Source organism: Gimesia aquarii (assembly GCF_007748175.1).
GTDB lineage: Bacteria > Planctomycetota > Planctomycetia > Planctomycetales > Planctomycetaceae > Gimesia > Gimesia aquarii_A.
Genome location: NZ_CP037422.1, coordinates 3097949 through 3123506, shown reverse-complemented (window position 1 = coordinate 3123506; position 25558 = coordinate 3097949). Strand labels below are relative to the sequence as shown.

Annotated in this window: 22 protein-coding genes; 20 read left to right on the top strand and 2 right to left on the bottom strand. The window is 43.2% G+C overall.

Features of this window, described 5'->3' with window-relative positions; genetic code table 11:
- Positions 1 to 8: 8 nt before the first annotated feature.
- Positions 9 to 713, bottom strand: coding sequence for a ribulose-phosphate 3-epimerase (gene rpe / locus V202x_RS11990; protein WP_145174805.1), 705 nt, complete (start codon positions 711 to 713; stop codon positions 9 to 11).
- 251 nt (positions 714 to 964) lie between these two features.
- The gene (gene gap / locus V202x_RS11985) at positions 965 to 1987 is read right to left on the bottom strand and encodes a type I glyceraldehyde-3-phosphate dehydrogenase (RefSeq protein ID WP_145174802.1); all 1023 of its coding nucleotides are present in this window, start codon (positions 1985 to 1987) and stop codon (positions 965 to 967) included.
- Positions 1988 to 2456: 469 nt separating this feature from the next.
- On the opposite strand from gap, the gene V202x_RS11980 reads away from it, so the two are divergent.
- The 20 genes from V202x_RS11980 to V202x_RS11885 all read left to right on the top strand — a co-directional run bounded on the left by V202x_RS11980 (position 2457) and on the right by V202x_RS11885 (position 25464).
- On the top strand, positions 2457 to 5186 hold the full coding sequence (locus V202x_RS11980; RefSeq protein WP_145174799.1) for a chemotaxis protein CheW: 2730 nt from the start codon (positions 2457 to 2459) through the stop codon (positions 5184 to 5186).
- Positions 5183 to 5659 carry a chemotaxis protein CheW gene (locus V202x_RS11975; protein WP_232098956.1) on the top strand — a complete coding sequence of 159 codons (477 nt, stop codon included), beginning with the start codon at positions 5183 to 5185 and terminating at the stop codon, positions 5657 to 5659. Before V202x_RS11980 ends, V202x_RS11975 begins: the two co-directional genes overlap by 4 nt.
- 44 nt (positions 5660 to 5703) lie before the next feature.
- Complete coding sequence (locus tag V202x_RS11970; protein ID WP_145174796.1) at positions 5704 to 8598, top strand: methyl-accepting chemotaxis protein; 2895 nt, start codon at positions 5704 to 5706, stop codon at positions 8596 to 8598.
- Positions 8599 to 8874: 276 nt separating this feature from the next.
- Positions 8875 to 9243, top strand: a complete 369-nt coding sequence (locus tag V202x_RS11965) for a response regulator (RefSeq protein ID WP_144986161.1) — start codon at positions 8875 to 8877, stop codon at positions 9241 to 9243.
- The gene (locus tag V202x_RS11960; RefSeq protein ID WP_145174793.1) at positions 9240 to 10283 is read left to right on the top strand and encodes a chemotaxis response regulator protein-glutamate methylesterase; all 1044 of its coding nucleotides are present in this window, start codon (positions 9240 to 9242) and stop codon (positions 10281 to 10283) included. Before V202x_RS11965 ends, V202x_RS11960 begins: the two co-directional genes overlap by 4 nt.
- Positions 10284 to 10300: 17 nt before the next feature.
- Positions 10301 to 11131, top strand: a complete 831-nt coding sequence (locus tag V202x_RS11955; protein ID WP_145174790.1) for a CheR family methyltransferase — start codon at positions 10301 to 10303, stop codon at positions 11129 to 11131.
- Between the two features lie 246 nt (positions 11132 to 11377).
- Positions 11378 to 12676, top strand: coding sequence for a putative sugar nucleotidyl transferase (locus V202x_RS11950; RefSeq protein ID WP_232099007.1), 1299 nt, complete (start codon positions 11378 to 11380; stop codon positions 12674 to 12676).
- 496 nt (positions 12677 to 13172) lie between these two features.
- Positions 13173 to 13400: a hypothetical protein gene (locus tag V202x_RS11945; protein ID WP_145174785.1), complete on the top strand. Its 228-nt coding sequence runs from the start codon at positions 13173 to 13175 to the stop codon at positions 13398 to 13400.
- Between the two features lie 133 nt (positions 13401 to 13533).
- On the top strand, positions 13534 to 13803 hold the full coding sequence (locus tag V202x_RS11940; protein ID WP_145174782.1) for a hypothetical protein: 270 nt from the start codon (positions 13534 to 13536) through the stop codon (positions 13801 to 13803).
- A 556-nt stretch (positions 13804 to 14359) separates the two neighbouring features.
- Positions 14360 to 15343: a DUF1559 domain-containing protein gene (locus V202x_RS11935; protein ID WP_145174779.1), complete on the top strand. Its 984-nt coding sequence runs from the start codon at positions 14360 to 14362 to the stop codon at positions 15341 to 15343.
- A gap of 52 nt (positions 15344 to 15395) precedes the next feature.
- Positions 15396 to 15851, top strand: a complete 456-nt coding sequence (locus V202x_RS11930; protein ID WP_145174776.1) for a carboxypeptidase-like regulatory domain-containing protein — start codon at positions 15396 to 15398, stop codon at positions 15849 to 15851.
- Between the two features lie 403 nt (positions 15852 to 16254).
- Positions 16255 to 17517: a hypothetical protein gene (locus tag V202x_RS11925; RefSeq protein WP_145174773.1), complete on the top strand. Its 1263-nt coding sequence runs from the start codon at positions 16255 to 16257 to the stop codon at positions 17515 to 17517.
- Between the two features lie 60 nt (positions 17518 to 17577).
- Positions 17578 to 18858: an ABC transporter permease gene (locus V202x_RS11920; protein ID WP_145174770.1), complete on the top strand. Its 1281-nt coding sequence runs from the start codon at positions 17578 to 17580 to the stop codon at positions 18856 to 18858.
- Between the two features lie 10 nt (positions 18859 to 18868).
- On the top strand, positions 18869 to 19558 hold the full coding sequence (locus tag V202x_RS11915; protein WP_145174767.1) for an ABC transporter ATP-binding protein: 690 nt from the start codon (positions 18869 to 18871) through the stop codon (positions 19556 to 19558).
- A gap of 33 nt (positions 19559 to 19591) precedes the next feature.
- The gene (gene modA / locus V202x_RS11910) at positions 19592 to 21178 is read left to right on the top strand and encodes a molybdate ABC transporter substrate-binding protein (RefSeq protein ID WP_145174764.1); all 1587 of its coding nucleotides are present in this window, start codon (positions 19592 to 19594) and stop codon (positions 21176 to 21178) included.
- Positions 21175 to 22119, top strand: a complete 945-nt coding sequence (locus V202x_RS11905; protein WP_144986149.1) for an ABC transporter permease — start codon at positions 21175 to 21177, stop codon at positions 22117 to 22119. The genes modA and V202x_RS11905 overlap by 4 nt, the downstream gene beginning before the upstream one ends.
- A 63-nt stretch (positions 22120 to 22182) precedes the next feature.
- Positions 22183 to 22905, top strand: a complete 723-nt coding sequence (locus V202x_RS11900; protein ID WP_145174761.1) for an ABC transporter ATP-binding protein — start codon at positions 22183 to 22185, stop codon at positions 22903 to 22905.
- Between the two features lie 12 nt (positions 22906 to 22917).
- Positions 22918 to 23196 carry a MoaD/ThiS family protein gene (locus V202x_RS11895; RefSeq protein ID WP_145174757.1) on the top strand — a complete coding sequence of 93 codons (279 nt, stop codon included), beginning with the start codon at positions 22918 to 22920 and terminating at the stop codon, positions 23194 to 23196.
- Positions 23197 to 23246: 50 nt separating this feature from the next.
- Entirely contained in the window at positions 23247 to 24005 is a 759-nt protein-coding gene (locus V202x_RS11890) for a HesA/MoeB/ThiF family protein (protein ID WP_145174754.1), read from the top strand.
- A gap of 34 nt (positions 24006 to 24039) precedes the next feature.
- Positions 24040 to 25464, top strand: a complete 1425-nt coding sequence (locus tag V202x_RS11885) for a neutral/alkaline non-lysosomal ceramidase N-terminal domain-containing protein (RefSeq protein WP_145174751.1) — start codon at positions 24040 to 24042, stop codon at positions 25462 to 25464.
- Positions 25465 to 25558 lie beyond the last annotated feature (94 nt).

The window sequence follows — 25558 nt, the reverse complement described above, 5'->3', positions numbered from 1 at the left end:
TCTCTATATTATGTAAAGGAGGCCGTTTCATTTCTGGCTTTTTGTACCAGTTCACTAACGGCAATCGAATAATCGCTTTGGTTGAATATCGCGCTTCCTACAACAAAGTAGTTCGCTCCAGCGCGGGCTGTTTCCGCAATCGTATCTATTCCGATGCCTCCATCGACAGAAAGTATGGTCTCTTCGGAGATCAGTTTTTTGAGCTGTTTTATTTTTTGCAGGCTTGAGCTTATGAATGACTGACCGCCAAAACCAGGCTCGACGCTCATCACAAGGACCAGCCCGCATAGTTCGAGAAAAGGTTCTATTTCTTTTACTGGAGTCTTGGGATTGATTGCCAGTCCTGGTAGTACGCCAGATTTGTCGAGATGTTGCAATAAATCTTTCGGGTTTGGAACTGCCTCAATGTGTATCGTAATGGAATTACAACCGGCATCAATATAATCATCAATATATTTTTCGGGGTTGCTGATCATCAAATGGGCATCAAAGAACATTTTAGTCAAAGGTCTGACACGTTCGATCAATAAAGCCCCGTAGGAAAGATTGGGGACAAAGTGCCCATCCATTACATCCCAATGAAGTACCTGAGCTTCAGCCGTCTCTAAAAGTGTAAGTTCTCTCTGTAGATTCCCGAAATCACACTTCAGCATTGAAGGGGCAATTACTGGCAACTGAGATTTCAATTTATTTTTTGTATCGAAATAAGTCATAGAATCTAGGAATAGTCTTCAATTCTAAGTCGTTGAATCTTTGTTGGATTTGGTACTTCGTCTCTGGAAAAGCGACATTATATTATAAGCGAGGTATTTTGACGATCTTCTGAGGCAACGTCTAGTCGAAAGTTAAAAGGTGTGGCTGAATGTACACTTTTCTGTTGTGGAAAAACAGCCGAGATGCCTATCATCTCGGCTGAGTTTTGATTCCATACCATAAATATCAGGCAATATTAACAATTGCATGACTATAGTTGTGCTAAACGAGCGATCATATCGGCTGTTCGATTGGAATAACCATATTCATTGTCGTACCAGCTTAATACCTTGATCATATTTCCACCAATTTGAGTAGTCCACGTAGCATCAAAGATTGAGCTGTGAGGATTACCAACAATATCGCTGGAGACAATTGGGTCGGTATTATATTCGAGGATTCCCTTAAGTGGTCCTTCTGCTGCGGCTTTCATAGCTGCATTCACATCTTCTGCAGTCGCATCTTTGCTTAAAGTTACGACTAAATCAGTAATACTACCAACTGGTACAGGGACTCGAAGGCTGAGCCCCGTCAGTTTTCCATTCAACTCTGGAAGTACAAGCCCAACTGCTTTGGCAGCACCAGTGGTTGTTGGAATAATATTGATAGCGGCAGCACGAGCTCTAAGTGGGTCGGCGTGAAGTTGATCTGAAACCCTTTGGTCGTTTGTGTAAGCATGGACTGTCGTCATAAGCCCGTGCTCAATGCCAAAGTTCTCATGAATGACCTTTGCCATGGGAGCGAGGCAGTTTGTTGTACAACTTGCGTTAGAGACACAGATGTGATCAGCATTTAATTGATCATCGTTAACACCAAACACGACTGTAAGGTCAGGAGCGTCTTTGGCAGGAGCAGAAATGACTACTTTACGTGCTCCAGCAGTTAAGTGGCTGTCATATCCTGGTTTGTCACCTGATTCTCGATTTGTAAAGAATCCAGTTGATTCTAGCGCAACTTCAACTCCCAATTCTTTCCAAGGAAGCTGACGAGGGTCGCGTTCCGCACAGACCTGAACTTTTTTGCCGTTAACAATCAGCGTATTTCCCTCAACGTCGACTGTGCCTGGAAAGCGTCCCTGAACACTATCGTATTTTAAAAGCAGCGCCAGTTTTTTGGGATCTCCCAAGTCATTGATGGCAACGACTTCAAATTCCTCGGGTCGAGCAGCGAGTGCTCTGAATGTAATACGACCAATGCGCCCAAAACCATTGATACCAACCTTTACTGCAGCCACAGTACAAACTCCTTACTTCAAATTATATGTATTTATTGTTGACGGTAACTACGAAGGAAAACAATTCCGAGTGGTCTAATTGTGGTTACCGGATGTCTTTCAACCGGGGTGGATTGTAATAGGCGAGACAGAGTCACACAACCGAACGCAATGAGTCCCTTCAGCTTCTTAATAACTGAATTTTCTTAACGATTTGATATTTTGAGAGAGAGTCAGTGTTCGCATGTGTTTTGTGACAACTTTTTTTCAAGAGGATTCCCCTCCCTCTAAGTCTAACAGTAATCCAACCTCAAGGGGGTTCATCAGAAGTGACGATAGTGTATCTGAGGAGAATGCTCCCAATTACGGGGAATGTATTGATTGTCTGTATATAAAATCTTGTTGATAAGATCTTATAAATTAGTGACTTAAATCTCTTCTTCAAATTTTCATAATTCACTTTTCGTTCCCTTTTCACCAGGACGGGCTGATGGACGATATTCTGCAGGAATTCTTAGCAGAAAGCTGGGAAAATTTAGGTCAACTAGACTCAGAAATCGTTGAATTGGAAAAAGATCCGCAAAATGCTGATCTGATTGCCAGTATCTTTCGTACGATCCACACGATTAAAGGGACATGTGGATTTCTAGGACTTACCAATTTGGGGTCTGTGGCTCATTCTGCCGAGAATGTTCTTGGTAAGATGCGAGAAGGATTACTGGATATTTCCCCTGGCGCAATCTCATTAGTGCTAGAGGGCATAGATCAGATCAAAGCACTATTGGAGGGTCTTGAAGCCACTGGTGAAGAACCAACAACAGACAATTCCGCGTTAATAGATATGTTGGATCAGCTAGCAAAATGCGCTTCTGGATCTTCGGACAGTTCTGAAAATCAGGAACAACCTGAGCCATCATCGTCTACTGATACGGAATCGGATGCATCAGAATCTACAGAAACTCCACAGCCAGAAGCGGTAGGAATTGAAGATGCATCATCGGAAGCACAAGAGGCCGAATCTGCTTCCCCTGGCTCCGAAGTGCAAGCTGAAACGGAAACAGAAGAACCTGCTCCTACCCCACCTGCTCCGACTCCTCCATCAGCACCTGCTTCAGCAACATCTTCTGCTTCTGAAGGAGACACAACTGCAAAATCATCAAAGGTCAGTGTTGCTGATCTATCGATTCGGGTGAATGTCAACGTAGTTGATAGCTTGATGAACCTTGTTGGGGAATTAGTCTTAACTAGAAACCAGTTGTTGCAATTAGCGCGCGGTGATGAAGAGTCCAAATATGCGGCTCCGATCACACTCTTAAATCGAGTGACGACTGATTTGCAGGAAGGGGTGATGAAAACACGCATGCAGCCGATTGGGAATGCATGGAACAAGCTACCCCGTTTAGTTCGAGACTTATCGCAAGTTACAAATAAGCATATCGAATTGGTCATGACGGGGGCTGAAACCGAGTTGGACCGAACGGTTTTGGATGCCATCAAGGACCCTCTGACTCACATGGTCAGGAATTCAGCCGATCATGGAATCGAATCACCGGAAGAGCGTAAGGCAAATGGAAAGTCAGAATCCGGAACGATTCATTTAAATGCGTATCATGAAGGTGGTCACGTTATTATTGAAATCCAGGACGATGGAGCTGGCATTAGCCGGGATAAGGTCTTGGCAAAAGCCATTGCACAGGGATTAATTAATGAAGCAGACGCTAATAGTGTTTCAGATAGTCACATCTATTCAATGATTTTTCATGCTGGTTTTTCAACAGCGGAAAAAATTAGCTCTGTTTCTGGTCGTGGTGTGGGAATGGACGTTGTTCGCACTCAGATCGAAAAAATTGGGGGAACTGTTGATCTCTCTTCCAAAATTGGAAAAGGCACAGTGGTACGCATCAAAATTCCTCTGACGTTGGCGATTGTCTCTGCCCTGGTGTTAGAGAGTGGCGGACAACCATTCGCGATACCTCAGTTGGGAGTTGTGGAATTGGTTCGTCTGTCTGCTGAAGATCGTGAAAAAATCGAAACCATTCATAACAAAGAGGTCTTCCGTTTACGTGATCGATTGCTGCCTCTGGTTCATTTAAACGAAGTACTTGGGCTCGAAGAGACGAAATTAGAAGATGACGATCTGGATGATACGAATATTGTTGTTGTCCAGGTAGGAGAAGATCAGTTTGGTCTCATTGTGTCTCGAATATTTGACACCGAAGAAATTGTAGTCAAACCTGTAGGTCGACTCTTAAAAAATATTGGGCTCTACCAGGGCACTACAATTTTAGGAGATGGCAGTGTTGTGATGATTCTGGACGTAGGTGGGATCTTTAATAAGTGTGGTGGTAGTGCTGCCCATTCTCAATCGACAGCGGAAGAGGCAAATACAGGTGCTGATAGTGATACTATTAGTATGCTGCTCTTCAGTGTTGGGGAAGATGAGACGATGGCGGTTCCACTCTCGTTGGTTGCTCGTCTGGAAGAATTTCCACAGGCGAGTATCGAGCACAATGGTGGCCAAAAGGTCGTACAATATCGTGAGGACCTGCTTCCACTGCTCTCTGTGGAAGGAACCGGATACGGAAGTAGCGAGCCAATCGATCCACAGCCGGTAATTGTGTTCTCAGATAACAATCGATCAATGGGACTCATGGTCAATGAAATTAAAGATATTATTGATGAACAATTTGTAATTCGTATGCAGTCAGATCGACCAGGAGTTCTGGGGACAGCAATCATTGCTAAAAATGCAATCGATGTCATTGATACACAGTATTATGTTACGCGTTCTACACCGAACTGGTTTGAGAGTGTGGAAGACAAAAAAACGTTTCGAGTATTAGTGGTCGATGATTCCATGTTCTTCCGCCAGTTAGTAGCAACAGCTCTCGAGACGGAAGGCTATTCAGTTGTAACCAGTGATAGCTGTGTCAATGCGATGGAACTTTTAGAACGAGATTCACAGTTTCATGCGGTGATCACAGACATCGATTTACCCATGATGGATGGCTTTGAATTCTGTGCATGGCTTAAAGGTCAGGAGACAACCAAAAATATTAGCACCCTCGCTTTAACGTCTTCAAATAGTTCTGCTAACCAGTCAAGAGCGACCGAAGTTGGCTTTGATCAGTTTCTAGTCAAATTCAATTCTCATGAACTGATTTCTTGTCTGGATGGTTGCTTTGCCAAAATGACAGTAGACGCAGGAGTAAATGCATGAGCACAGCGGAAATGGATACCGATTCAAGTCACGGAATGGAATCACAGCTTGATTATTCAAACCAGTACGTTTCGTTCCGGGTTGATGGCCAGTTACTCGGCGTGCCAGTCAATATGGTGCAAGAAGTACTTACCGAACAAGTCATTTCTCCCACACCTCTCTCTCGGGCTGAGATTAAAGGACTTTTAAATCTTCGTGGACAGATTGTAACAGCAGTCAGTTTGAGAAAACGTTTGGGTCTGCCTGATCTGGAAGATGGCAATTCTATGAATGTTGTCACTCGAATGGGAGAAGAGTCATTCAGTTTATTAGTAGATGAAGTGGGTGATGTGATCAATGTTTCCGGACGTTCGATGGAACCGGTTCCCAGAACACTTGACCCACATTGGCGCTCTGTCACGATTGGCGTCTTTCAGTTGGAAGAAGGCCTGTTTGTGATTCTAGATGTGGAAACAATTTTGAATTTTGAATGAATTATTTTCGTGTTTTATCTGGCTGATTTTTAAGGGCCATACCTGTGGATTTAAATGTTACTGCACTCCGAGAATCATTCGAACTGGTGGCACCACGTGCTGATCAGTTAGCAGAACGATTTTATGAAAAGCTGTTCGAAGACTATCCAGATTTACTGCGATACTTCACACATACTGATTTTTCAGAGCAGCGTGGTAAGTTGATACAGGCACTTGTGCTTGTATTGAAATCTCTCGAGACTCCTGAAGCGTTAACCAAGGTTTTGAAAAATCTTGGGAAACAACATGGAGAGATGGGAGTTCAAGATGATGATTATCCACCAGTTACAAATACGCTACTTAGTGTATTGGCCGAGTTTGCTGAAGAGGCATGGAACGAAGAGCTGGAAGAGTGCTGGCGTCAGGCTCTCGAAGCAGTTGCAACAATCATGATTGAAGGTGCCAAAGACTCTAGTCGCGCAAAACAGCTTCAATCGGCGGTTGTATCAGGCTCAGGGGGAGCCAACTTTGAAGATGAGGAGTCTGTTCAAGAAACTCCCGAGTCCTCAGAGATTCAAACCCAACTACAAACCGAACTACCATCAAGGTCTGAAGAGCAGATCAAAAATCCCAAGGAGAATAGTGATATGTCGATTGATTCAGTACAAAATACAGATCAGAGCGCGGCTACTGAACAGTCGCAAAATCTTGAGCAGTTTTATGGGATTGTGGAACACAGTCCCCAGGCCACTCTGTTTTTGAATACGGAAGGGACGGTTACTTACCTGAACCAAAAAGGACAAGAGTTGATTGAGGGGCTCAGTACTGAATTGGGAGTTGGACCTCAACAACTTGTGGGTGGAACCATTAATCAACTGTTTCAGAAAATTCCCGAATTGCAATCTGCAATTCAAGGCGCTACTAGCGGAAAATCGATCACTACCCAATTAGGTGAGCAATACCTTGAGCTTAAACTGACTCAAGCCAATTCTTCAAATGGTACCGCTGCAGGAACAATCATCGTTTGGGAAAATGTGACTACTAGAAAAACGACCGAACAAGCGGCGGAACGCGTTCAGAGCATGATGGATAATATTCCCGTGAATGTCATGCTGGCGAATACAGATTTGGAAATTACCTATGTCAACCCAGCCTCAGTTGAAAAATTAAAGAGCCTTGAACAGTTTTTACCTGTTAAAGTAGAAAATCTTGTTGGTCAAAATATTGATATTTTCCATAAGGATCCTGCCTACCAGAGAGGGATTCTGAATGATCCATCTAATCTTCCTTCGCGGGCAACGATACAAGTAGGTCCCGAAAAACTGGACCTACTGGTCAGTCCCGTAACTGATGGAGAAGGAAAGTACATTGGTCCGATGGTGACCTGGGAAGTGATCACAGAAAAACTGAGACTCGAAAGTGAAATGGTTCGTGTTCAGAACATGATGGAAAATATTCCCGTCAATGTGATGCTGGCGAATACAGATTTGGAAATTACCTACGTCAACCCGGCTTCAGTTAAACAATTGAGTGCTCTGCAGCAGTTCTTACCTGTCAAAGCAGAAAATCTCGTGGGCCAGAATATTGATATATTCCATAAAAACCCTGCCTATCAAAGGGGTATTTTGGGGGATCCGTCCAATCTTCCTTCACGATCTGTGATTGAAGTCGGTCCGGAAAAACTGGATCTGTTGGTCAGTGCTGTAACCGATAAGGATGGGAATTACATTGGTCCGATGGTGACCTGGGAAGTGATCACAGAAAAACTGAGACTCGAAAATGAGATGGCTCGCGTTCAGAATATGATGGATACCATCCCGATCAATGTTCTGTTGGCTAATAAAGACTTTGAACTTGTTTATATGAACCCAGCTTCACATAAACAATTAAAAGAAATCGAGCACTTGTTACCAAAACCAGTAGATCAGTTGATCGGTCAAAGTATTGATATCTTCCATAAAAATCCGGAAATGCAACGACGGCTGTTGGCAGATCCTTCAAATTTACCACATCGAGCGAAGATCAATGTTGGAGAACATACGCTTGATCTATTGGCCACGGCGATCATGGATAAAGACGGTAATTATGTTGGGCCGATGATTTCCTGGTCTGTGATTACTGATCAAGTAAAGTTGGCAGATGATTTTGAATCTGAAATTCAGGGTATCGTGGGAGTGGTGACTTCTTCTGCCACTGAAATGGAAGTCAGTTCTAAGAGTCTGTCCGATATGGCAGACAATACTGCCCGTCAATCGCAGGTTGTGGCTGCTGCAAGTGAAGAAGCAACCCGCAATGTCGAGACTGTTTCTTCCGCTGCAGAAGAATTGAGCGCCTCAATCAGTGAAATTGCTCGTCACGTACAGGAACAGTCACATATGACTTCTCAGGCAGTGAACGAAGCGGAAAGCACGAATAACACAATCAAAGAACTCGGAGATGCAAGCAGCGAAATTGGGCAGGTTGTCAAAGTGATTACATCGATTGCTCAACAGACCAACTTGCTCGCTTTGAATGCAACCATCGAAGCCGCTCGTGCAGGAGAAGCTGGCAAAGGGTTTGCTGTGGTTGCGAATGAAGTCAAAGAACTGGCTCGCCAGACAGCTCGTGCCACAGAAGAGATCAGCGAAAAGATCAACGCAATTCAAGGATCGACAAATGTGGCGGTCACTGCGATTGGTTCGATTGGCGATAGTATTGGAAAGATCAATGAAATCTCAACCACGATTGCGAGTGCGGTTGAAGAACAGACCGCGGCTACCAATGAGATTTCTCGAAATGTGGCGGAAGCCGCGCGTGGTACTGCCGAAGTGACCAACAACATCTCAGGTGTTTCACAGGCTGCAACAGATAGTGGAACTGCGGCCAATGATATGCTGACGGCTGCTCAAGGGCTGACTCAGGAATCCGTGAAGCTCGATGAAGCTGCCACCTCGTTCCTCGAACGAATGAGAGCAATCTAAGCTGTTTACCTCGTATTTCGATAATCAATTACCGTCATGTTAAACAAGTGTTTAGTTTCTCGTGTTTGGCATGGCGGTTTTTTCTGGAAAACATGTCGATTTATTGAGGGATAGAACTCAAAACAGATGAAATTGAAGGAAATCAAGGTTTGATTGCTTTTCCCTCTCAATCGTGTTCTAGACTTCTGAAGATAGATTGAAAAACCATTGACTTCAGTGAGCTCTGAGGTGATGGAGATTAATAATAATTATTTTACAACTGGGAGACCGGTGAAAATGAAAACGATATTACTTGTTGATGATTCCAGGGCAGTCCGGCTTGTAGGACGCCGCATGATGGGGACTCTTGGACTCGAAGTGCTGGAAGCAGAAGATGGCAAGCAGGCTCTGGAAGTAGCCAGAGCGAATCCTGATCTGGATGCAGTATTGCTGGATTGGAATATGCCAATTATGGATGGCATGGAATTTTTAACAGCTCTCAGGGCCGATGATCGCGCCAAACAACCAATTGTTGTAATGTGTACAACAGAAAATGATATGCCTCAAATCGTGCAGGCCATGCAGGCAGGCGCAAACGAGTATATTATGAAACCGTTTACGGAAGACATTGTTCGTGACAAGTTGGAAGAAACGGGTGTTCTGTGAGCCAGTCGGTCATCAAAGTTCTTTTGGTCGACGATTCTGCTGTGATTCGAGGATTAATGACTCAAGCGGTTAATTCTGATCGTGATATTGAGGTTGTTGGTACTGCGATGCATGGGCAGACGGCACTCACCTGGCTTGGTAAAAACCAGGCTGATGTGATTGTTCTCGACGTGGAAATGCCTGTCATGGATGGGATTGCCTGTTTGAAACAACTCAAACAGGATTATCCAGATATTCCGGTCATTATGGCTAGTGCTCTGACACGTGAAGGAGCCGAAGTGACTTTGCAGGCACTTGATTTGGGAGCAGCAGGTTGTATTCAAAAACCTGTCGCGACTAATGCGTCAGAAGCAATTGAGCAAGTTGCACGATCTTTGATTCCGTTAATAAAAGCATTGGCTGGAAGTAATCAAACTTCACAGTTACGTGATATCAGCCATTCAACGAAAGTTGCTGAGCAACCCATAAAGACTCCTATGGTTTTGGTAATTGGGTCAAGTACAGGTGGACCTAATGCACTCAAATCGGTGTTGTCTGCTATACCAGCGAGTTTTTCCTTACCGATATTAATCGCGCAGCATATGCCACCTTTGTTTACAAAAACGCTGGCTGAGCATATTGAACGTGAAACAAAGCGACCTACAGCTGAAGCCGTAGATGGAGAATTAATAGAGAGAGGCCGTATCTACATCGCTCCTGGCGATTTTCATATGGTGGTTGATAAACAAGATGATCGAATGGTGATTCGTTTGAATCAAGATGCTCCCGAACATTTCTGCCGGCCTTCTGTTAACCCTTTGTATGCTTCGGCAGCAAAATGGTATGGCAGCTCCGTACTGGCAGTGATGTTGACAGGAATGGGAGATGATGGCATTGAAGGAGCGCAATCGATTAGTGAGCGTCAAGGTTATATTATCGTACAAGATGAACAGAGTAGTGTTGTTTGGGGAATGCCCGGTGCAATTGCTAATGCAGGAATTGCCAATCAGGTTTTACCACTCAGGAATATTGCTCCTGAACTCGTCCGACTTTGTTCTTAATAGAAAGTGGTGATCTCGTGTCTCCAGAAGATTATAAATATATTACAAATTTTTTATTGGAAACGACAGGACTTTCTCTTGGAGAAAATAAAGAGTACTTGTTGGAAGCACGCCTGATTCCTCTGGCTCAATCCCATGGAATGAACGGCATTGAAGATCTTGTACTCAGTTTGAGAAGTCGGTTAGATAAAAATCTGGAAAAAGACGTGATGGAAGCGATGACAACGAACGAGTCATCTTTCTTTCGTGATAGACGTCCTTTTGATGAACTCAAAAACGAGATATTGCCAAATCTAATCGCTGAGCGAAGTGCGACACAGAAATTAAGGATTTGGAGTTCTGCTTGTTCTAATGGTCAGGAAGCATACAGTATTGTTATGACTTTGCGGGAGCATTTTCCGGAATTGGCTGATTGGAATATTCAAATCGTCGGAACGGATTTGTGTTCAAAAGCGTTGGATCGAGCCGAAACGGGAGTGTATTCCCAATTCGAAGTTCAGCGGGGTTTACCAGTTCAGCTTTTGATGAAATATTTTGAACAAAATGAACAAGGCTGGAAGATCAAAACAGATCCTGGGATTAGTATGCAATGGAAGCATTTAAATCTTCTGGAAGATTTCCAGCATTTGGGAATGTTTGACATTGTATTTTGTCGAAACGTTTTAATCTATTTTGAGCCTGATGTGAAGAAGGATATTTTAGATCGTATCAGTAACCAGATGAATTCTTCAGGTACTTTGTTACTCGGAGCCGCAGAAACTGTGTTAGGAGTCTCGGATAAGTATGCCAAGCTGTCTGATTGTCAATCGGCAATCTACTCACTGGCAGGACGGGCTGTGGCAAACTAGGAAGTCCATATTTCAGCCGCGTAACGATTCCAGAATATGATATAAGAATTTATTGATTTCTTAATATACTAAAACACCCTGTAATTCAGGGTGTTTTTTATTTATCGCGTTCAAATTTAACCCCCCTTTTCTCATTTGGGTATTTATGATATGAATTCTGAGTTCAAATACGCCAATGAAACCAGGCGTGTGTTTAGGGACCGAAAGAAATATTTCTGCTGATTTCGCACAGGGAAGTGCAAAGTGATGCGGCTTGCCATATTTGAAGATAATTCCGCTCTGCAATTCACTCCGATTTCTTTATTGAGACCGGTCTTTGAGTTGTTGTGTGGGCAGTACACTTCTCGACAGCGATTATTAAAATCGATTCAGGTTGACGAGTGGGGTGCCTTAATTCGCCCCGCTCTCGTTGAGGTCTATGCAGAGTACTTTCCTGATGCCCGAATCAATGATGCGATTTGGTTAAGCGAAGGTCGGACTCTGTTGATTAACGGTCGTTGGCTTCCTGCAAACGATGAAATCAACCAACTTTCTCAAGTCTCTTGTGAGACTGTTGGGATAATGGGAGAATCGGTTGCTTATTTACTTTTGGAACCTGAAGAGTCTACCCTGCTGACAACGAATGCCTGGGATGATGCGATCAAAAAGATTGCATCAACAAGAAAGAAGATTGAGGTCACGGGGGTTGAACTTAATTATCCTTGGGATCTAGTGAATCAGAATCGCCGCCAAATACAAGCTGATTTTTCATTGAACTTTTCGTCTGACCAGTATCATGGAGATGCGAAGAATCTAACAATCGTGGGGCAACCTGACTTAGTAAGGCTGTCATCCTCTGCAGAGATTGATCCTTTCGTGGTTCTTGATACACGTAAAGGGCCGATCGTGATTGATCACGATGCCAAAATCCAGGCATTTACCCGTATTGAAGGGCCTGCCTATATTGGGCATGGAACCCAACTCTTTCGGGCAAATATTAAAGCAGGAACAACAGCCGGCCCACACTGTCGACTTGGTGGAGAAATTGAAGAGTCAATCCTTCACGGATATGTAAACAAATACCACGATGGTTTTTTAGGACATTCTTATATTTGTCCCTGGGTTAATTTGGGGGCACAAACCAGTAATAGTGATCTCAAGAACGATTACTCGGAAGTCAAAGTTCCTTTAGCAGGAATTCCTATAGAAACGAATGCGGTTAAGGTAGGCTGTTATATTGGTGATCATGCTAAGACAGGATTGAACAGCCTATTTAATACAGGGACGTCAGTTGGTGTAATGTCGATGGTTCTTCCCGTTGGAGACTTACTACCTAAGCATATTCCCTCCTTTTCGCGATTTTGGTTAGGGAGAATCGATAGTCAAATTGACATATTGACGCTCTTCGAACTGGCAGATCATACAATGAAACGGAGAGGATTGGCTCTGAGTGCTGCTCAACGTAAACTTTTGGCCTCTCTGTTAGAAGACACGATAGAGGAGCGCGATGGAGCTATTAAGTGGTGGGACCAAAAAAGGTCTTCTCGCCCTGCCCTCAACGATTGATTTCGAACACGAATTTACCTTCGAATTGCATTTTAAGAGCAGTTTCTTATAGAAACGCTTAGAATCACTTTGGTACTACCGTCCAACTGGCTGCGAACTCCAGGTGGATTTGAGTTGTCATGTTGATAAATAGATTCGAATCAGATTATCAGCGAAAACTTTAGATAAAAACCCTGAAATGTGTGTTTTCGTAATAGTTATCATCTTGATGTAAGAATGTCGCAATTTTAGGACACTTGCTGAATAGCAAGAGCAAAATTGTGAATTTTACTAATCATAGTCTGAGCTACCAGACTCTGATTCTATAAGCGTTTATAGTAATCGGAATGATGAACTTGTTTTTTCTGTCAGTTTGGAACAGTCATTGCGATTCAATAGCTTTTAATGAATCAAGCTTTTCCATCGCAGAAAAGCCGCAGCTTGTAGTGAGTTTTGAAGCTTCAAACTGCGTGTTGTAATATTAAAACAAATATTAGCAAGTAAAAGGAATAAAGTTATGACAAATCAGATCATGGATGAATTGAGAAATGGTCTCGTACCAGCTTCCAATAGTGTAGAACTCATCAACGCGGTCGTTGATCGGCTGTTGGAGTTGAATATCGATTTACAAGAAGTATCTCTCGATGAGATGAAAACACTGATGTCGAGCGCTTCTAGCTTGAAAGCTAAAGAAAATCTACAGAATCGGAGTAGACACAGTTCGGGCTGTGCGATTGCTTCTTAAGGCGGAGTGACTTCTGAAACAGAATGAATTTGAGAATTCCATCATTCATTTCTTGAACTAATAGAGTCTGAAATGGTAAAACAAGAAATGCAAACCCTTATCAATCTCGTTCTTGTCTCAGAGAGATCGACAAATGGAAGACTCAGGTCACGACCAGTCCAGTTCAGAAGAAACGAGCAATCATTCTGAAGTAGTTGAGCGAATCGTGCAGTCGCTAAAAGAAGGGAAAAAAATCGAGGCGATCAAAGATTATCGGGAGTCTACCGGCGCTGGTTTGAAGGAGTCCAAAGAGGCCATCGATGAATTGATTCGAAAATATGACATTACAATGAAGTCTGGTTGTGCCTCGATGCTATTATTTGTTCTTACTGCGACAGCTCTGATTTTTATTTCTTTGGGCTGAATTGTTTAGCTCTCACATTAATTGCCCTATGATCACTCGTCAATAATCGCCTTTCTCCAATTCTCAGTGCCCCATTAACTCAAAGCTGTAGCGCATCGGTCTTCTATTCACTCTGCGCTTATTTTTATGAATGTTGGGTTAATTTCTTCGATATTCGTTCAGAACAAAATAGAGCATTCACAAATTCTGCCCTGATTTGCTCTTGAGGGCATTTCGATTTCTCTTTTATGCATGCACTGGATTTTTCGGGGCAAGACATTTGCAGTTCATAATACAGCAGGCGTTCAATTTTCAGTATTTATTAGTAATAAAAATTAATTAGGACCAAAAAAAGTTGATTGTACTGTATAACTTTATATACTTTAGAATTAATACTTTTGTATATTAATTGTTTCATTTATTGGTTAAATATAAATATTGTTATTTATAGATTTAATCTTAATTTGATATCTGTATTTTTACTTTTATCTAAAAATGATGAGTTTATTACTAAGACTAATTATGAGTCATATATCAAGATTTATCTTTTTTATTAAATTTATTAAGAGGAGAGATCATGAAATTAAGCCCCTCTCGACGACTCGGTTTTACATTAATTGAGTTATTGGTGGTGATTGCCATTATCGCAATCTTAATTGCGCTTTTGCTTCCTGCAGTACAACAAGCCCGCGAGGCTGCCCGACGCGCCAGCTGCAAGAATAAGATCAAACAGATTGCATTGGCGTTGCATAACTATCATGAAACACATCGTGTGTTTCCCCCGGGAGGGATTAATTATGGATGGTGTACTCCTACAGCGCCTTCTCATACGGCAGGCCAAACAGCCCATAATAAAAACGGATTGTCTTTACTACTTCCCTTTTTGGATCAGGCTCCGCTTTATAATCAAATTAATCAGGCTACAGCTAATAGTGCTCAGGATGTTGGTTACTGTTGTAGTCTTCCAGGAAGAGGAGTCCCTGTGGCGGGAAATCCGGCTGACAATGCAGACGAAATGACGAATCTCTTAGATGTTTTTCTTTGTCCATCAGACGATGGAACTACCCATTTAGGAACCGGGGCGCCTTATGGAACTTCAATTGCGCCAGGTCCTGCAAAGACAAATTATGAATTGAGTGCGGACCGAACAATTAATTGTAATAATTGGTCTGGACAGGCTCTCACTGCCAGGAAAATTTTTGGTGAAAATAGTAAGGCCAAAATCAGTGATATTAAAGATGGCAGTTCGAATACGGTTATGGTTTGTGAAACGACACGCACCATTGCGAACGGAGAACCACCTGCCTGGGGGATGCGAGGGTGGGTAACGACCGGGGGAGATATAGACGATGGAATTAATGTCTGGGATGTTCCCTCAGGGGCGACAAAGCCAACCGTGGGGAATTTGGATAACTGGGGATTTGTGGGGAGCTTGCATACTGGCGGGGCGCATTTTGGATTCGGTGATGGAGCTGTCCGATTTATCTCTGAAAATACAGATCTTACTTTATTGAGGCGTCTGGGAACGATGTCAGATGGTTTCGTGGTAGAAGTACCCTAAGAAGCTGATTTCCCCTTGAGTTTCCAATACAAGTATGAGGTGTTTCATGGAGATGCATAAGAGCAGGCTGTTGTCATTTACTACATTGGTAGTTTTTTTATGTTACATTGTTGGTTGTGGCTCCAAAGAAACAGGACCTGAGTTGACTGCTGTTACAGGCAGTGTTTTGTTGAATGAAAAGCCATTGGCGAATGCTGATCTCCACTTTATCCCTGTAGAAAGTACACCGGGAGTTGGTGGAGAAGCTCGTACAAAAGCGAGTGGCGAGTTCAATGTCGTTTATAGTCGCGGTGGTGAGGGCCTACCCGCTGGTAATTATCGAGTCACCGTGAGCTATCGATTGATGCCAGATGGGTCTCCTGTGCCTGAAGGCGATACCACACCACCTATCGAATCACCCGCTAGCGAAACGCTTCCTGGTATATATTCCGATTATGATAAATCGCAATTAAAGGCGACAGTTGCTCCCGGCAAGCCAGTTGAAATTAAATTGATTACTAAGAAATGACTAAGAAACCTTCGAGCGATATTTAACGATTAATACCATAGTGTATGCGTAATGGGTCGCTTTCTAACCAAAATTTTTTGTAGATACTTCTCAATTCTGGTCAGGGATTGTATCACCCAGAATTCGTTTAAAGTTTTACTACAGGGTTCTTTTGGGAATATAATAGTGTAAGTATGTGTATTTTGGTGGGCTGGATAAGATGATGAATGCAGCTTCATCTGATTCACTGTCACTTCAAATAAAACTTTGCGATTGAAATCATCCTTTCTTCACAATTAGATAACATTATGTCATCATAGTATTAGCTGAATTGTGTTTCGGATTTTGTGGTTCGCTGATCACAGAGACCCGATAAGTTCATCAACCCGCCCGACGATACTTTCCCTCCTCGAAAGGTTTATTCATGCGATGGTTCATAGCAACCCTGGCTGTCCTTAGTGTTCTCTTGACAGCAACAGTGATCTGGGCTTGTTCAGTTCCCGTGTTTCGGTATGCATTGGAACGCTGGCCCGCTGATAAATATAGCGTTGTTGTTTTCTATCGCGGTTCTCTCAGCCCAGAGCATCAAAAAATAGTTTCACTATTTAATAAAGAAGGTGCAATTACTCAAAAGTCAGCCAATGCTGAACTTCAATTGGTTAATTTAGATTCGAAACCGGATCCGAAAGATGTTGAACTCTGGAAAAAGCAAAATTCAGAAACTCTGCCGTTAATGGTAGTACGCACTCCCCTGCCCGCTCCTGTTCCAGAGGGTTTCCTTTCCGGAGAATTGACAGAAGAAAATCTTGTTCGATTAATTAATTCTCCTCTGCGACAGAATGTCGCAAAACAACTGATCGATGGTCAAACTGCTGTTTGGGTATTCCTGGAGAGTGGAGATTCCGAAAAAGATAAAGCGGCTTTTGAGCTATTGAGCAAAGAACTCAAACGGATGGAAAAAACTCTGAAACTGCCTGAAATTGAAGAGGCTGATATCGAGCAGGGTTTAGTCAGCGTTTCTCCAGATAGTTTGAAGTTGAAATTCAGTGTCGAAAAATGCTCACGTGAAGATTCTGCTGAAGCTTATTTCACTAAGATGTTGCTGGCCACCGAAAATGATTTGAAAGATTTCAAAGAGGAGCCAATGGCCTTTCCAGTGTTTGGGCGAGGACGGGTTTTATATGCTTTGATTGGTAAGGGAATCAATGCTGGGACCATTGAACAGGCGTGTCGAGATTTAACGGGACCTTGCACTTGCCAAGTGAAAGATCAAAATCCGGGAACTGACTTACTAATGGCCGTGAATTGGGAAAAACTAGTATCTCCAACGACACAAGATGAAAAAGAGCTCCCTCCTTTAACAGGACTAATTGGTTTTTCTGGTGAGGCACCTAAAAAAGCTGATTCTGTGAAGTTATCTGACATACTCAAAGATAGTTCGGATGAGGTTAATTCTCAGTCTGAAAAGACTAAAATAGAAGACACCGCAAATTCGACCACGACAGAAGCGAGTGGTAACACAACCTCACCTTTGCCTTCAGATAACTCAGAACAACAGAGTACAATCCAATCTGAGTCTGTAGAAAAGACTCAGAGCAGCTCACTTATACAGAATTTGTTAATCATAGTTTCATTGATGATCTTGCTCGTTTTAGGAGCAAGCTATGTCATGGTGGCTCGAAAATAATTTTTTCTATTTAGCTGTTTTGGTATCTCCAATTCCTGATAAGTGAAAAGAATCTCGGTTATGTCTTTATTCCGACTCATTATTCAAGAAATGCAGCATCGCAAGATCAATTTTTTGCTGGGATTAGCTTCAGTTGTAGTTGCTGTTGCTTGTTTAATAGCATCTTTAACACTATTGCAAGCAGATGAAATTCAGACAACGTTTATCTTGGAACAGAAAGCGAAGGATGTCAAACAGGCTGGTGCTGAACTCGAAGATGCGATGCGGAAAATTACCAAAGGACTGGGATTTAATATTCTGATATTGCCGGCAAATCAGGATTTAAATGAGTTTTATCTCACGGGGATTGTCTCGGGATCAATGCCAGAAGAAAATGTAAAAGTGCTTGCTGAATCAAAAATTGTAACTGTTAACCACCTGCTACCGATGGTTGCTAAGAAAATAATCTGGCCTGAAAAAAAGTGTGAGGTCATTTTAACCGGAACGCGGGGCGAAGTACCACTTTTACATCGTGCTCTCAAAAAACCGCTTCAGCAACAGGTTCCTAAAGGTACGATGGTGATGGGCTATCAGATACAGAAGAAGCTAGGCCTGAAGCCCGGTGATCAGACTCAACTTATGGGTAAGAACTTCAAAGTGACTCAATGTTATCCCGAGCGTGGCACAGCGGATGATAGTACTGTCTGGATCAATCTTGAAGAGGCGCAAGAACTACTGGGAATGCAAAACCTGGTAAATGCAATTCTGGCGTTAGAATGTAATTGTAAAGCGAAGGATCGAGTTGCTCAAATTCGTGATGAAATTGGGAAAATCCTTCCAGGGACACAGATCATTGAAAGAGGGCCACCTGCTCTTGCGAGGGCAGAAGCTCGGAATCAGGCACATGCGAGTGCGGTGGCAGCGTTCGAACAGGAAGAAACGAATCGTTTGCAGATAATAAAGCGTCATGCTGACTTTGCGGCAGTGCTTGTTCCCTTAGTGGTGCTGGGATGCGGCGCATGGATTGGGTTTCTGTCATTGGAAAATGTGAGACGCCGCTCAACCGAGATTGGCGTACTGCGTGCACTAGGTTTGCGATCTGTCCAAGTCTTTGGGATTTTTATCATCAAAGCATTTGTGATTGGTCTCATTGGTGCATTAATTGGATACTTTGTCGGATATGGTATTGGTGTGACTTGGGGAAATTTGCCAGCATCAGTTAATCCAGAAGAGGTGCTGTTTTCAGGGCGGTGGTTACTACTCAGCTTGATCTTTGCACCAATTCTAGCGAGTCTTTCCAGCTGGGTACCCGCATTGTTGGCTACAAGAGTGGACCCTGCCACAATTCTGCAAGAAGGGTAATCGAAGCAGTATGCTATTAGAATTAATAGAGTTATCAAAGTCATTCAAATCCAGTGCGGAACAAGTACGAGCCGTTGATGGGATCAGTCTGACAGTTGATGCCGGTGAGTTTCTTGCGATTAAAGGGCCCAGTGGTTGTGGAAAGTCAACTTTGCTTTTAATGGTGGGAGGATTATTGAGTCCTGATTCAGGTCGTGTATTAATCGAAGGCACTAACCCCTATGAATTATCCAACGATGAAAGAGCCCGTTTTCGCTCGACTCATATCGGTTTTGTTTTTCAGCAGTTTCACTTGGTTCCCTATTTCAATGTGCTCGATAACGTTCTGACTCCTGCATTAGCAACCCGCTTCCCGCAGGCAAAAGAACATGCTACTGAACTGATTTCACACTTTGGTCTGGAGCATCGTTTACACCATACACCTGCTGAATTGAGTACAGGGGAAAAACAACGTGTTGCGTTAGCAAGAGCACTCTTCCATCAACCTAAAGTCTTGCTGGCTGATGAGCCCACAGGAAACCTGGACTCGGAAAATTCTGAAATTGTGCTCGATGCCTTAAGTCAGTTTGCAAAGAATGGTGGGTGTGTGTTGATGGTTACGCATGATGACCAGGCTGTAAAGTCTGCCCAAAAAGTATTGGGGATCAAAGAAGGCCGACTGACTCCCAGTGAAGAAGCCGAAACGTTGATGACTTCTTAAGAGTAAACCAGATTATATTTGTTGGAAGACGTAATGAAGCAATTACGCAGTCATAACTTGAATCAAATAGAACGAAACACATTTCCAGGCGGAAAACTCAATAATGGGTTGGTGCTTGTGAGCGGGTCTTTCATTCTCTTGATATTCATGCTGGGGTTACTGTTTTATGCTGCTCCAGAAGAGTCATCAGAAAATACTGATGATGATGAGTCACTACTAATGTACTGTGCTGCAGGAATCAAACCTCCGGTGGCAGCTACTGCAGCACAATTTGCAGAAGAAGAATATGGTGTGCCTGTTAAATTGCAATATGGTGGTTCTGGCACATTGTTGAGTAACTTGCGAGTTGCAAAAACGGGAGACTTGTATCTAGCAGCAGATACCAGTTATATCGATATCGCTCGTAAACAGGATCTTGTGAAAGAGGCGATCCCTGTTGCAAAGTTACATCCGGTAATTATGGTCAAAAAAGGCAACCCTCAAAACATCAAGTCACTCGATGATCTGACAAAAGAAGGAGTGACTTTCGCTTTGGCAAATCCTGATGCCGCATCGGTGGGAAAACTGACAAAAAAGATATTGGAAAAATCCAACAAGTGGGAACACATTTCAAAGTCTGCCAGGGTTTTCAAACCAACAGTATCTGAAGTAGCAAACGATATCCTGATAGGAACTGTCGATGCCGGAATAGTCTGGGATGCCACAGTGAATCAGCATCGAGATCAAGCGGAGATCGTTGAAGTGCCTGAGCTTTCTCAGGCAGTAAAAAACGTAACTGTTGGTGTTTTAACATCCTCTGAAAAACCTCAGCAGGCATTAATGTTTGCTCGCTATCTACAGGCAAAGGGTAAAGGGCAAAAACAATTTTCCGACATGGGATATCAGACTGTAAAGGGCGATGCATGGGAGCCACACCCTGAAATTCTTTTATTTAGTGGTGGTGTCAACCGATTGGCCATACAAGATACCTTAAAGGCATTTGAAAAGCGCGAAGGTGTCTCAATCAATGTCGTTTATAATGGTTGTGGTATCTTAGTAGGGCAAATTAATAGCGGTCAGCGCCCCGATGCTTATTTTGCCTGTGATACGTCTTATATGGTACAGGTTCAACCTCAGTTTTCCCTGCCCTTGACTGTTTCCGAAACAGATATGATTCTGATCGTGGAAAAAGAAAATCCTAAAAAGATCAAGTCCGTCTACGATTTGGCCAGTGATAATCTCAAAGTGGGCATCGCTCATCACGAGCAAAGTGCACTCGGAGCATTGACGAAAAAGTTATTAGGGCCACTCCGATTCAAAGACAAAAGTCTTTATGATGCGATTCAACCTAATGTGAAAACAAACACACCCACTGCTGATCTACTGGTGAATCAGTTGAGAACCGGTTCTTTAGATGCAGCCATTGTTTACCGTGCTAATATTTCTAAAGTCGCTGATAAGCTGGATGTCGTCGAAATCAAAGAGGGACGACCAATGGCAGAGCAGCCGATTGCAATCTTGAACTCCACAAAATATCCCAACTTGATGCAGCGTTTAGTCGATCAATTAACTTCGGAATCTTCTCGCGCCATGTTTGAATCTAAAGGATTTCGTTGGCGCATTACTCCGGAGTCGCTATGACTAAGAAGCTATCTGACGACCATTCAAAGACCTTCAAGTTGCGCTCTGATATTCCCTTCTATTTCATTTTTATTGCAATCAGCGGGATTTATATCTTGTTGATTGTGTCAATGTTGTTGGCTGAGACGACCTACACCACTCCTGATCATATCTGGGGGGCATTTGCTGAGCCAGAAATCCGGTATGCGATTTGGCTTAGCCTGGTCTCATGTTCCATCACGACAATTCTCTCTCTCTGGGTTTCTGTTCCAATTGGATATTTAATGTCGCGTCACAATTTTTGGGGTAAAACATTTATTGATGCGGTTTTGGACATTCCCATCGTGTTACCTCCTCTCGTGATTGGCTTGTGTTTATTAATTTTATTTCAAGTGGAGGTTCCTCGATTTGAATGGGTGAATGATTTGATGAAATCGATTTCAGAAGCACGATTTGGCAAAGAAATCTATCTCACCCCTGGTGACTCCCTCGATGACGCGATTCGTAAAATGACAAAACTGATTTTTGGGACACCCATTGGAGTCACTTACGAAATACCCAGTGTGATTCTGGCTCAATTTATGGTTGCCTGCGCTTTTGCGGTCAGAACAATGAGAGTGACATTTGATCAAATAGGCCCCCGTTATGAACAGGTGGCATTGACACTTGGCTGCAACCGGGGGCAAGCATTCTGGCGTGTAGTGTTTCCTCAAGCATATCGAGGGTTATTGGCGGCTGCGACGCTTGCCTGGGCTCGTTCTCTGGGGGAGTTCGGGCCGATTCTAATTTTTTCGGGTGCTACCCGTATGAAGACAGAAGTTCTGCCAACGACCGTGTTTTTAGAACTCACTGTTGGTAATATTGAAGGCGCCGTTGCTGCTTCGCTCATTATGGTTGTTTCTGCTTTAATCGTATTAGTGATTGCCAGAATGTTTGGTTTGACTCGTGGTGCGGGCATTTAGCATTTGAATATAAAGTGATGAGAGGCCGGTGGTCGGGATACTTCGTATCTGATTAGATGAGTTATGATTCGCGTTGAAAAACTCTGTGTACAAGTTGGCGATTTTAATCTGAAAGATATTAGCTTTGAGGTTCCACATGGAAAATATGCCGTTTTAATGGGTAAGACGGGTTGTGGAAAAACTACAATTTTGGAAACCATCTGCGGTTTAAAAAAAGTGGTTTCCGGAATGGTCCATCTCAACGGAAAACTTGTCACTCATGCAAAACCGGCTGAACGTGAAATTGGTTACGTCCCCCAGGATGGTGTTCTGTTTCACACAATGACTGTGAGAGATAATCTGGCGTTTGCATTAGAATTACGAAAATGGAGCAAGCAAAAGATTAATGATCGTGTCGAAGAACTGGCAAATCTATTAGGGATTACTCATTTGTTGAATCGTACCCCAGTGGGTTTAAGTGGAGGAGAAACACAACGCGTTTCACTCGGACGGGCACTTGCTACTAAGCCTGCGATATTGTGTCTCGATGAGCCATTAAGCGCATTAGATGAATCAACCCGTGCGGAAATGTGTAAGCTACTCAATGATGTTCAACATATGACGCGTGTGACAACATTGCATATTACTCACAATTTATCTGAGTCTGATCGATTAGGAGATCTTAAGTTACAACTTGCTGATGGAGAGGTTCAACGACTTACGTCTCAAAACACAGGTGAGTTATCGAAATTCACTACTAAACAGTATCAGCAATCGAATCCTGCCCCAGAGAATTTGCCGAATTGAAAGCTGATTAAGATGAACATTGTTGTGGAATACACGGCACAAGTTAAAAAAGCTGTTGGACAGAGTCGCGAAGACTTTCAAGTGAATGACGGATGCACTTTGCAGGAGCTTGTCAAACAAGTTTCAGAAAAACATGAATCAAATCTGAAATCAATGTTGTTCCCTGATTCCGAAGAGCTCCATCCATCGATTCTGTTATTTGTTGCAGACCAGCAGGTGTTATGGAGTGAAGCGTTGACTTTACAACCTAATCAGGTCGTAACAATCCTTTCACCAATTTCAGGCGGTTAACCATTGACCTGATTTCATCACTTAATTCATGAAGCGCGAATGGAGATGCAATGTCTGGTTTCTCTCCTCTGACAGATGAAGAGCGAGCGGTATACGAATGGCAAATCTGGGTACCGGGATTTGGTGAACTTGGTCAGGAAAAATTAAAGAATTCGTCGGTTCTTGTCTCACGTTGTGGAGGCTTGGGAAGTGTGGTCGCTTATGAGTTAGCTGCAGCAGGAGTGGGGAAGTTAGTCATTGCTCATGCGGGAAATGTAAAGCCGAGCGATTTAAATCGCCAATTGTTAATGACGCATGACTGGTTAGGAAAACCACGAGTCGAATCGGCGGAACGACGGCTGAAAGAACTGAATCCTCGATTAGAAGTCGAAGCGATTCCGGAGAATATTTCTGAAAAGAATGCAGAGGAAATCGTTGATCAAGTAGACTTGATCGTAGATTGTGCACCCCTGTTCCCTGAACGCTATGCGATGAATCAGCAATCAGTGATACAAAATAAGCCATTGGTAGAATGTGCCATGTATGACTTGGAAGCACAACTGACAACGTTTGTGCCTGGTCAAACGGGATGCTTAGCATGTTTGTATCCAGATGATCCACCGGCTTGGAAGCGAGAGTTTCCAGTCTTTGGTGCTGTTTCAGGAACAGTGGGTTGTATGGCTGCGATGGAGGCCATTAAGCTGCTTTCTGGTTTGGGGCAACCCCTGACAAACCAGTTATTAATGTTTGATTTGCGTGATATGACATTCCGTCGTAATCGTATTTTGCGTCGATCCGAATGTTCTGTTTGTAAGAAACTAGATGTTTAAAATTCACTTAAGTGAATGATCCTGGGGGGATCTTATGAAAAGAATTTGGAGACGATTTACTATTGTTGTCCTGATCACAGGTTGTTTATTTGGTACTCAGGGCCTGTTACAGTCTGCCGAGTCAGTACAGAAAACAGAGTGGCGGGCAGCCGCTACATCTGTTGTGATTACACCCGAAAAATCGATGTGGATGTCAGGGTATGCCGCCCGTAATAAACCCTCTGAAGGCAAAGTTCATGACCTTTTTGCTAAAGTCCTGATTATTGAAGATATGAACGGGCAAAAAGTAGTGATCGTTACTACGGATCTGATTGGAATTACACCCGCGTTAAGGGATCCTATCGCAGCTCGGTTAGAGTCCGAATTAAAAATCCCTGCGGCAGCTTTATTGATGAATGCTTCTCATACGCACTGCGGTCCCGAATTGCGTGAAGGAAAAGCAACACGTCGAGGTTTGGGAGGGGATCGTGGGGCTGAAGCACGAGAATATACTCAATCTTTAGTCAAGAAAATCATCGCAACCATAGGTAAAACGTTACCAAATCTCGAACCAGTCACTTTGAAATATTCGTATGGTCGAGCAGGATTCGCAATGAATCGACGTTTGCCAACTTCTAAAGGAGTAAGAAATAGCCCCCATCCTCAAGGGCCCGTCGATCAACGAGTACCAGTATTAAGTGCCAGACGGAATGATGGTTCTATTATGGCAGCGCTTTTTGGATATGCATGTCACAATACGACTCTCAGTTTTTATCAGTTTTGTGGCGATTATGCGGGCTTCGCTCAGGAGTATCTCGAAGCTGATCATCCGGGGATGGTGGCTTTATTTATGATGGGTTGTGGTGGCGACCAAAATCCCTACCCGCGTCGAACTTTAGATTTGGCCAAACAACATGGACGTGCGCTTGCAAATGCAGTCGAGGTGGCTTTGTCTGTGAGTCAACCACGAATGATTCATGGGCCGCTGGGAGTGGCTATGGATGATGTGGTACTGGAATTTGCGACTCCTCCCACTCGTGAAGAACTGCTGAAACAGAAGGAACGGGGAAATAAATATGAAAAGAGTCACGCAGATCGTCTGTTAGCCCAGCTAGAAGAGCGTGGAGGGATTCAAATACGCTATGCATTTCCCTTACAGGTCATACAATTTGGATCAGATTTAACATTAGTCGCGATTTGTGGTGAAACAGTCGTAGATTACTCGCTTCGTCTGCAAAAAGATCTGAAGACAGATTTGGTGGCTGTCGAGAATGTCGAACCAATCATTTGGGTCGCCGGCTATTCCAATAATGTATTTGGGTATCTGCCAAGCCTTCGCGTTTTGAAAGAGGGAGGCTATGAAGGAGTTGGGGCAATGACTTATACCTCGTATCCAGGTCCTTTTACTGATTCCGTGGAAAAACGTGTGGTCTCCAAAATTGTTGAGTTGACAAAGCAAGCCCGCAAAGCAGCCAAATAAATTAGCGCGACCAGAACGAGTAGGTAGTACTTTTATCCAAATTAACAGTTTTTTGCGTTTTCTTTACTAAACCTCATATTTACAATAGGTAAAT